General features: G+C 62.4%; 8 protein-coding genes. 2 read left to right on the top strand and 6 right to left on the bottom strand.

Going from position 1 to position 7,408, the window contains the following annotated elements; translation table 11 throughout:
• Positions 1-58: 58 nt before the first annotated feature.
• The 3 genes from HMPREF0372_RS08560 to HMPREF0372_RS08550 form a co-directional block, all read right to left on the bottom strand.
• Entirely contained in the window at positions 59-1,390 is a 1,332-nt protein-coding gene (locus tag HMPREF0372_RS08560; RefSeq protein WP_007490907.1) for a S1C family serine protease, read from the bottom strand.
• 465 nt (positions 1,391-1,855) lie between these two features.
• Positions 1,856-2,767 (bottom strand): DegV family protein, encoded by a 912-nt coding sequence (locus tag HMPREF0372_RS08555; RefSeq protein ID WP_007490903.1) that lies wholly within the window; start codon positions 2,765-2,767, stop codon positions 1,856-1,858.
• The gene (locus HMPREF0372_RS08550; protein ID WP_009257137.1) at positions 2,764-3,219 is read right to left on the bottom strand and encodes a MarR family winged helix-turn-helix transcriptional regulator; all 456 of its coding nucleotides are present in this window, start codon (positions 3,217-3,219) and stop codon (positions 2,764-2,766) included. The genes HMPREF0372_RS08555 and HMPREF0372_RS08550 overlap by 4 nt, the downstream gene beginning before the upstream one ends.
• 154 nt (positions 3,220-3,373) lie before the next feature.
• Between HMPREF0372_RS08550 and spoIIP the strand changes: the two genes are divergently transcribed.
• Entirely contained in the window at positions 3,374-4,549 is a 1,176-nt protein-coding gene (gene spoIIP / locus HMPREF0372_RS08545; protein ID WP_007490898.1) for a stage II sporulation protein P, read from the top strand.
• A gap of 60 nt (positions 4,550-4,609) precedes the next feature.
• Here spoIIP and HMPREF0372_RS08540 read toward each other — a convergent pair whose 3' ends face one another.
• The 3 genes from HMPREF0372_RS08540 to lexA form a co-directional block, all read right to left on the bottom strand.
• A complete protein-coding gene (locus HMPREF0372_RS08540) occupies positions 4,610-5,362 on the bottom strand; it encodes an exodeoxyribonuclease III (RefSeq protein ID WP_007490896.1) in 753 nt (250 codons plus the stop codon).
• Complete coding sequence (locus tag HMPREF0372_RS08535; protein WP_007490894.1) at positions 5,359-5,547, bottom strand: DUF6440 family protein; 189 nt, start codon at positions 5,545-5,547, stop codon at positions 5,359-5,361. The genes HMPREF0372_RS08540 and HMPREF0372_RS08535 overlap by 4 nt, the downstream gene beginning before the upstream one ends.
• Positions 5,548-5,643: 96 nt before the next feature.
• Positions 5,644-6,258 carry a transcriptional repressor LexA gene (lexA, locus tag HMPREF0372_RS08530; RefSeq protein WP_007490892.1) on the bottom strand — a complete coding sequence of 205 codons (615 nt, stop codon included), beginning with the start codon at positions 6,256-6,258 and terminating at the stop codon, positions 5,644-5,646.
• Between the two features lie 178 nt (positions 6,259-6,436).
• On the opposite strand from lexA, the gene HMPREF0372_RS08525 reads away from it, so the two are divergent.
• Complete coding sequence (locus tag HMPREF0372_RS08525) at positions 6,437-7,204, top strand: SDR family NAD(P)-dependent oxidoreductase (protein WP_007490888.1); 768 nt, start codon at positions 6,437-6,439, stop codon at positions 7,202-7,204.
• Positions 7,205-7,408: the final 204 nt, after the last annotated feature.

Here is a 7,408-nt window from a genome sequence, read left to right as displayed (position 1 = left end):
GCGCACGGGTATCCGTGCGCCGCTGCTTCTATCATCCATTTATCTAAATTCTGACGTCTTACCAGCCAAAGGGCCAGGGAAAATAGCCGCCATTCTGCTGGGGCTGCTGCTGTTCCTGCTGGGCCTGCTGCTCCTGATAATCCTTCTGGAGCTGCTCCATAGCCTCCTGGGTGGTCTGGTTATCCTCATCCAGGGTGATCTCAAGCTCCACTGTGTCCCCGTCCCGGTAAACGGAGAAGGTCACCTTATCGCCCGCCTTACAGTCCTGGACGGCGGCTTTGAGGGCCTCGCTGCCCGACACTGCGGTGCCGTTGACAGCGGTGATAATATCGCCCGCCTGGAGTCCGGCCTTGCCGGCACCGGAGCCGTCCAGGACAGCCAGCACCTCCGAGCCGGCGGGAACGCCATACTGCTGGGCCTCCTGGGGCACGTCCTTCATCAGAATGCCCACGTTGGGTTTGCCGGTGACGTAGCCGTGCTCAATGATGGAGGTAACCATATCCTTCACGTCGTTGATCGGGATGGCAAAGCCCAGGCCCTCCACCGAAGCCTCGGAGTTGGAGCTGCTGGACAGCTTGGCGGAGACGATGCCGATCACCTGGCCGTACTCGTTGAACAGGGGGCCGCCGGAGTTGCCGGAGTTGATGGCGGTGTCGGTCTGGAGCATGTTCATTACCGTTCCATCGCTCATGGTGACGGAGCGGTCCTTGGCGGAGACATAGCCCCCGGTGAAGGTAAAGGTCAGCTCGCCCAGGGGGTTGCCGATGGCGTACACGTCCTCGCCCACATTGAGCTGGTCGGAATCGCCCAAGGTGACCGTCTGGAGGTTGCCCACGTCGATTTTCAGCACGGCGATGTCGTTCTCCTTTTCACCGCCCACCAGGGTGGCGTCATAGCTCTTGCCGTCGGAGAAAAACACCTTAATGTCGCTGACGCCGTCGATGACGTGATAATTGGTGAGGATGTAGCTGGAGCTGCCGTTGCTGCCGATGACAAAGCCGGAGCCGGATACGGCGTTCTTCACCGTATAGCCAAACACATTGGTATCCACATTGCCGTTGACGCCCACCGTCGCGCCCAAGTTGGCGGCGTAGATCTGCTCGGGTGAGAGGACAGTCTGTCCGTCCACATGGGCCAGGGATACGATGCTGTTGGGGGAGGTACCCTGGTAGATGGTGGTCTTTCCTCCGCTCAGATGGCTGGCGGCCAGTACGCCGCCGCCGCCGACCAGGCCGCCCACCAGGGCACAGCAAAGGCCCAGGGCCACAAACCTGGCCGCCCCGCTCTTTTTCCTGGGGGGCTTGGGGGACTCAGCGTCCCAGACGTGAAAATGCTCGGTCTCTATGGGCTCCCGCTCCTCAGGGGGTCTGTTATAGTCACTGTTATACATAACTGGTCACTCCTTTGACGGGTTCATTTCTTTTAACGGTACATAGAATAACCGCAAATTATGTATAAAGCGTGAAGAAAATTTGCATGTTTTTTAAATTCCGCATAAAACCTCATGCGCACAGGGTGCACCAGGAAACGATGCAAAGGCTTAGGGCCTGTTTGAAAATTGGCGATGTGCCCAGCGGCGAGGAATTTGGGGCCGCTGGCAAGCAATTTTTTCGCAGGAATCCTGACGGATTTCAAGGAAAAATTGCGCCGTCCAGCGGTCAAAAGGCCCGTCGATTGGGCATGTTGACATTTTTCAAACAAGCCCTAGGTGCACGAAGTGTTTGCGCACGTGGGCCGGAACGGCCCACGTGCAGTCATCCCATGGCCGTGCCGCTGTAAGCGGAACATGGCCAATTTTGCTATGCGTTTGCATAGCAAAAGCCGCCGGCTATGCCGGCGGCTCTGTTAGGCAGGCTCAGATGGGGAGGGCCTTGGTCAGGGTGACCGCCCGGGCGCCGGGGCCGATGTGGCAGGCCACGGAGAGGGAGAGGGGGTCCATGTGGATGGGGTAGCCGGGAAAGGCCGCCTCCAGCTCCTCCAGCCACTCCTGGGCCTCCTCCCGCGTTCCGGTAAAGGCGGCGGCGATGTGAAGGTCCTCCGGCCCGCGGCAGCCGGCGAAGTCGGTCTCCATCACCCTGCGGGCGGTGTCCAGCATGGTCTTCTTGGCGGCCTTCCAGCCCCGGGCCTTGGCAAAGGAGTCCAGCTTCTCGCCCTTGATGCGCAGCACCGGCTTGAGGTTGAGCACCGTGCCGATGGCGGCGGCAGCCGGGGTGCAGCGGCCCCCCTTTTTCAGATACTTGAGGGTGTCCACGGTAATATAGATGTCCGAGTCAAACTTGGTCTGTTCCAGCAGCGCCTTGATCTCCGCGGCGCTCCGGCCCGCGGCGGCCAGGGCCTGGGCGTCCAGCGCAGACTGCCGCAGGGTGACGGAGATGCGCTGGTTGTTGACCACCTGTACCCTTCCGCCGTAGTCCTGGGCCAGCATCACCGCCGTCTCGCAGGAGCTGCTCAGGCCGCTGGACATAGGGATGTAAACCAGCTCGTCATAGTCCTTCAGAATCCGGTCCCACAGCTCCAGCACGTCGCCGGGGGCGGGCTGGGTGGTCTTAACGTCGGCCCCCTCCTCCAGACGCTGGTAAAACTGCTCCTGACTCAGGGTGATGTCCTCCAGAAAGAGCTCGTCGTTGATGTAAAAGGGCATGGGCATCACAAAGATACCCAGCTCCCGGCCCTGGGCCTGGGTTATGCCGCTGTTGCTGTCTGTGGCAATGGCTATTTTGCTCATAAAGAACCTCTCTCCTATCGTTGCGATGTGGGTCTTGTTCATCCCCGCTCCGGTGCGCCGCGCCGGAAGAACTCGGCCACCCGGCCCAGGGCGCGGAGGGTGCACTCCGCCTCCTCGTCGGTCAGTCCGTCCAGGACATGGGCCACCATCTGCCGGTGAAAGTCCCGGTGGCGCGCGTCGGCGGCCCGGCCCCGCTCGGTCGGCAGCAGGTGTACCACCCGCTTGTCGCGTTCATCCCGGCGGCGGAGCAGGTACCCCTTTTTCTCCAGCAGGTTTACTGCGGAGGTCAGGGTGCCCGCTGTGATCCCCAGGGCGGCGGCAATGGCGGTGGAGCGGTTGTCCCCGCCCTGATCCACCGCCCGGCACACGGCGTCGATCAGGTGCAGCTCCCGCAGGGAGAGGTCTTTCCCGGCCAGACAGGCGGCCTCCGCCTTCAGGATCTGGCCAAACACCTCCACCAGAAACTGGTTGAGCACCTCTCCGCGGCTCTCCACCCGGACCGCCCCCTCTGCATTCGATCGTAAAAGCATTATATCGAATTGACTGAAAAAGTCAAGACAGGCCCTCTGGCATATTCCCCCTGTGGGGCGCATAGAGATCCATATCCGCTCCCGAGGGGGACATCTTACTTACAAAGGATGATGAACTATGAAGCCGAGAATCCAATGGGGCCGCCTGCTCCGCCGCAGTCTCGCCCTCTTTCTGGCCACCCTGGCGGTATGGGCCCTGCTGGTGTGCAGCGGCGGAGGCTCCGCCGCCAATGCCTTCCGCAGTCTGGGACAGGACCCCGGCTTTGTCTCCGCCGCCCTCTCCGCAGAACTGGGACAAGTAGCGGAGGACGACGGTCCCCTGTCCGGCCTGAGCGGATGGGCCCGCCTGGTGGTGGACCAGTCTCCTCTGCTGCGGGGGAATGGGGACGCCGTGGCCGGCCATCTGGACGGCTCCGCGCCCGCCACCCCCGATCTGCCCGCCGGGCAGCCCGCCCAGGATCACGACGACATCAGCGAGCCGCCCCCCGAGACCACTGCCGCGCCGGAGGACATCATTGCCCGCACCCTGGTGCCCACCAGCACCCAGGGCTATGAGGTGTCCGGGAGCCTGTACCTCTACAACCGCACCGGGCTGGACGTGGATCTGGCCGCCGCCGCGGCAGCCCCCGTAAACATTGCCCTCCCGGCGGAGGGGCCCCAGATTCTCATCGTCCACACCCACGGCAGCGAGGCCTACACGCCCGACGGTACCGACATTTACGAGCCCTCGGACAACAACACCCGCACTCTGGACGAAAACTACAACGTGGTTCGGGTGGGGGACGAGATGGAGCGGGTGTTCACCGAGCTGGGCCTCACCGTGGTACACGACCGCACCCTATACGACTACCCCAAGTACAACGGGGCCTATGACCGCTCCGCCGAGGCGGTACAGCGGTACCTGGAGCAATATCCCTCCATCAAAATCGTGCTGGACGTCCACCGGGACGCCCTGGTGGGGGAGGACGGCACGGTATACAAGGCCGTCACCCGGATCGACGGGGTGGACACCGCCCAGGTCATGCTGGTGCTGGGCTCCAGCGAGGGGGGAGAACACCCCAACTGGATGCAGAACCTGTCCCTGGCCTGCCGCATCCAGGAGAGCATGAACACCCTCTATCCCACCCTGGCCCGGCCCATGACCATGCGCTCCTCCCGGTACAACCAGCAGCTCTCCAACGGTTCTCTGCTGGTGGAGGTGGGCACCCACGGCAACACCCTTCAGGAGGCCCTGGCCGGGGCGCGGCTTTTTGCCCGGGCGGCGGGGCAGGTGCTGCTGGGGCTGAAGGAGTGACGGGCGGCAAGAGAAAAGGCCCCCGCCGGCGTGTGCCGGCGGGGGCTCCGTTTTGGATGATCAGTCCAGCACCAGCTCCACGGGGCAGTGGTCGCTGCCCTCCACCTCCGCGTGGATGATGTTGTCCCTCACCCGGGGAAGCAGGCGGTCGGACACGATAAAGTAGTCGATGCGCCACCCCGCGTTGTTCTTCCGGGCGTTGAAGCGGTAGCTCCACCAGGTGTACGCCCCCGTCCGGTCGGGGTAGAGGGCGCGGAAGGTGTCGGTAAAGCCGCTGGAGAGCAGCTCGGTCATCTTGCCCCGCTCCTGGTCGGAGAAGCCCGCGTTGCCCCGGTTGCTCCTGGGGTTCTTCAGGTCGATCTCCTCATGGGCCACGTTGAGATCGCCGCACAGCACCACCGGCTTCTTTTTGTCCAGCTCCATGAGGTAGGCCCGGAAGTCGTCCTCCCACTGCATCCGGTAGTCGATGCGGGCCAGCTCGTTCTGGGCGTTGGGGGTGTAGCAGCAGACCAGGAAGAAGCCGTCGAACTCCGCGGTGATGACCCGGCCCTCGTGGTCGTGCGCGTCCAGGCCGATGCCGCAGGTGACGGACAGGGGCTCCACCCGGGTGAACACCGCCGTGCCCGAGTAGCCCTTCTTTTCCGCGCTGTTCCAGAAGAGCCGGTAGCCGGGCAGCTCCAGTGCGATCTGGTCGGGCTGGAGCTTGGTCTCCTGGAGGCAGACCACGTCGGCGTCCACCCGCTGGAAGAAGTCCAGAAAACCCTTGCCCAGGCATGCACGCAGGCCGTTGACGTTCCAGGTAACCAGTCTCATGCCTCTCCCTCCTCCGGCAGCCATTTCATGGGCCTACCCTCGCTGTCCAGAAGGGGAGTGAGGCCGCCGGCATAGCCGCTCACCGTCTGGAGGTAGAGCACCCCCGTCCGGGTGTCCAGCAGGATACGGGTGATATCCGTGATCCCCTGGGTATAGATGATCTGAAAGCGGTCGTTCTTTCCCATCGGTCAGGCTCCTTTCTTCCGCCTGCGGGCGGACATGAGCAGTATAATCCCTTATTCATTGTTTCATCCAACTGGGCTTCGGCACAGGACTCAACCTCAGTACCTCCGCACCACGGCCACCACCTTGCCCAGAATGGTACAGCCGTCGCCGTCAATGGGCTCATAGTCCGGGTTTTCCGGCATAAGCCAGGTGTGTCCGTCCCTGCGGCGCAGGGTCTTGACCGTGGCCTCATCTTCAAAGAGGGCCACCACGATCTCCCCGCTGCGGGCGTCCTGCTGCTGGTGTACCACCACCAGGTCGCCGGGGAGGATGCCCGCGTACCTCATGGACTCCCCCCGTACCCGCAGGGCGAAGTGCTCCCCTGTCAGTCCTCCGGTGTCAAAGGTCAGATAGTCCTCAATGCACTCCTGGGCCAGAATGGGGGCTCCGGCGGCCACACTGCCCACCACAGGCACCTGGTCGGGCTCCTCTCCCGCCGGCTCCGGCGCGCCCGGGTGTGGGCCGCTGATGGTAATGGCACGGGTCTTTCCCTCGGCCTTGGTGATCAGCCCCGCCGCCTCCAGCCCCTTCAGGTGGAAGTGGACAGTGGAGGGGGACTTGAGCCCCACATACTCCCCGATCTCCCGCACCGAGGGGGGATAGCCGTGGAGGCCGGAGAAGGAAACGATATAGTCATAGATCTGCTGTTGCTTGGGCGAGAGCGTTTTCATGGCAGACCCTCCTTATTGGTATACTCCCAAGCCAGTATAGCATAGCCTGGGTTAAAATGCAAACATATGTTCCCTAAAACCGCCGTATAGAGGTAGTTTTCTCTTGCAATCCGCCGTCGAAAGGAGTATGATACAGATAGTATCAAAATAAAACTAAAAAGTTCAAGGAGGAGACGATATGGGTAAGTTTGACGGCAGAGTAGCGATTATCACCGGCGGCGGCAAGGGCGGCGGCATCGGCTACGGCCTGTCCACCGCCTTCGCCAAGGAGGGCTGCAATCTGGTGATCACCGGCCGGAACACCAAGAAGCTGGACGACGCCAAGGAGGAGCTGGAGCGGCTCTGCGGCGTGAAGGTGCTGGCCTGCCAGGCCGATGGCGGCGTGGAGGAGCAGGTGGCCGCCGTGGTTCAGCAGGCGGCAGACACCTTCGGCCGCATCGACTTTTTAATCAACAACGCCCAGAACTCGGCCTCCGGCGTCCCCCTGGCCGAGCACACCAAGGAGCAGTTTGATCAGGCCATCTACTCCGGCCTGTACGCCGCCTTCTTCTATATGAAGCACTGCTACCCCTACCTGAAGGAGACGAAGGGCTCCGTGGTCAACTTCGCCTCCGGCGCGGGCCTGTTCGGCAAGCCCGGCCAGTCCTCCTACGCCGCAGCCAAGGAGGGCATCCGGGGCATGACCCGTGTGGCCGCCACCGAGTGGGGCCCCGACGGCATCAACTGCAACCTCATTTGCCCCCTGGTGATGACCGACGCCCTCAAGAAGTGGCGGGAGGAGTATCCGGCGGTATACGAGCAGACCATCAAGGGTATCCCCGCCGGCCGCTTCGGCGACCCGGAGAAGGACATCGGCCGCACCGCTGTGTTCCTGTGCTCAGAGGATGCCAAGTATATCTCCGGCGAGACCATCACCATGCAGGGCGGCAGCGGCCTGCGTCCCTGACATATCCAAACAGAGGCGCGCCTGAAATCAGGCGCGCCTCTGCCAGCCTGTCGAAAAAGTTTTTTCGACAGGCTGCTGAACTTTATGAAACTTTTTTGAAGTTTCATAAAGTTGTTTGATACAACGCGAAAGGGAACCCTGACGGTTCCCTTTCACACTATCCCTCCCTCCGAACGTTTTAGCAGGAGGGTTTATTGCCAATCG

Origin of the sequence: Flavonifractor plautii ATCC 29863, from assembly GCF_000239295.1 — a bacterium.
GTDB classification, from domain to species: Bacteria; Bacillota; Clostridia; order Oscillospirales; family Oscillospiraceae; genus Flavonifractor; species Flavonifractor plautii.
This window is presented reverse-complemented; position numbering and strand designations above follow the sequence as displayed.

Coding starts and splice junctions, on each gene's coding strand:
- spoIIP (WP_007490898.1), top strand. CDS start 3,374: ATGAAGCCGAGAATCCAATGGGGCCGCCTGCTCCGCCGCAGTCTCGCC.
- HMPREF0372_RS08535 (WP_007490894.1), bottom strand. CDS start 5,547: ATGGGAAAGAACGACCGCTTTCAGATCATCTATACCCAGGGGATCACG.
- HMPREF0372_RS08555 (WP_007490903.1), bottom strand. CDS start 2,767: ATGAACAAGACCCACATCGCAACGATAGGAGAGAGGTTCTTTATGAGC.
- lexA (WP_007490892.1), bottom strand. CDS start 6,258: ATGAAAACGCTCTCGCCCAAGCAACAGCAGATCTATGACTATATCGTT.
- HMPREF0372_RS08525 (WP_007490888.1), top strand. CDS start 6,437: ATGGGTAAGTTTGACGGCAGAGTAGCGATTATCACCGGCGGCGGCAAG.
- HMPREF0372_RS08560 (WP_007490907.1), bottom strand. CDS start 1,390: ATGTATAACAGTGACTATAACAGACCCCCTGAGGAGCGGGAGCCCATA.
- HMPREF0372_RS08540 (WP_007490896.1), bottom strand. CDS start 5,362: ATGAGACTGGTTACCTGGAACGTCAACGGCCTGCGTGCATGCCTGGGC.